This window comes from Bradyrhizobium sp. 147 (assembly GCF_023073935.1).
Lineage (GTDB): Bacteria > Pseudomonadota > Alphaproteobacteria > Rhizobiales > Xanthobacteraceae > Bradyrhizobium.
Genome location: NZ_JADPKL010000073.1, coordinates 1 through 1,201, shown reverse-complemented (window position 1 = coordinate 1,201; position 1,201 = coordinate 1). Strand labels below are relative to the sequence as shown.

Here is a 1,201-nt window from a genome sequence, read left to right as displayed (position 1 = left end):
GCAGGGGAATCGCATATGGATTTCTCTGGCCTATTGCATTGGAGAGCAAGAGAGATTCTGAAGACGACTCCCAGAGCATGGAGGGGGTCGGATGCGGAGGTTCACGAAGGTTTTTGGTCGGCTGCCGGATCCGCGAGCGGCCAATGCCAGGCACGATCTTTTGGAGGTGTTGGTCATCGCGCTGGCGGCGACGCTGTGTGGAGCAGAGTCGTGCTCGGACATGGCGGACTTCGGCGAGGCGAAGCAAGAACTGCTGCGGCTCTTCCTGCGCCTGGACCATGGCGTGCCGAGCCACGACACGTTCAGTCGGGTATTCCGCTTGCTCGAGCCGGACGCCTTCGAGAAGGCATTCCGTCGCTTCATGGCGGCCTTCGCCAAGGTCAATGGGCTCAAGCTCACGGGGGTGGTGGCCGTCGATGGCAAGGCGTTGCGCGGCGCCTACGAGCGTGGTGGGAAGGCCATGCCGCTGCATCTGGTCAACGTCTTCGCGGTGGAAGCCCGCATGGCCTTGGCTCAGCGGAAAGCGCCCGGCCGGAACGAGACCGCAGGCGCCTTGGAGGTGTTGGAGCTTCTCAGTCTGGAGGGCTGTATCGTCACAGCTGATGCGCTGCATTGCAGCCGCGCCTTTGCCAGTGCCGTGCTGCAGCGGGGTGGCGACTATGCACTGGCGATCAAGGCCAACCGTGGCCCTTTGTTCAAAGCGGTCACGCAGCAGTTTGCACGATCGGGCAAGCGCAGCAGCGCCGCACAGATCGACCCCTCCAGTCACGATCGGCACGAAGCGCGGCGTGCCACCGTCATGCGCAACACCAGCCTGGCGGCACGCCATGGCTTTCCCGGCGTTGTCGCGCTGGGGCGCGTCACCTCGCGCAGGCGCCCCCGGGCGAAGCCGCCCGATGCGCCGCTCGTGCGCCACTATCTCCTCTCCAAATACATCTCTCCCAAGCGGCTGCTGCACGTCACCCGAAGCCACTGGGGCATCGAGAACCAGCTCCACTGGGTGCTCGATGTTCACTTCGCCGAGGATGGCAACCGTGCCCGGAAGGACAACGCTCCCGAGAACCTTGCCACCCTGCGCAGGCTCGCCCTCAATATCTTGCGATCTCATCCCGACACCGCCTCGATTCGACGCAAAATCAAGCGCGCGGGCTGGGATGATGCCTTCCTCCTCAGTATGCTTCGCCATATGCGATAGCCCTGC

Annotated in this window: 1 protein-coding gene; it reads left to right on the top strand. The window is 63.9% G+C overall.

Translation table 11 applies throughout. From position 1 onward, the window contains the following. The first annotated feature begins 91 nt into the window (after positions 1–91). Positions 92–1,195 (top strand): ISAs1 family transposase, encoded by a 1,104-nt coding sequence (locus IVA87_RS15850; protein ID WP_247334143.1) that lies wholly within the window; start codon positions 92–94, stop codon positions 1,193–1,195. Positions 1,196–1,201: the final 6 nt, after the last annotated feature.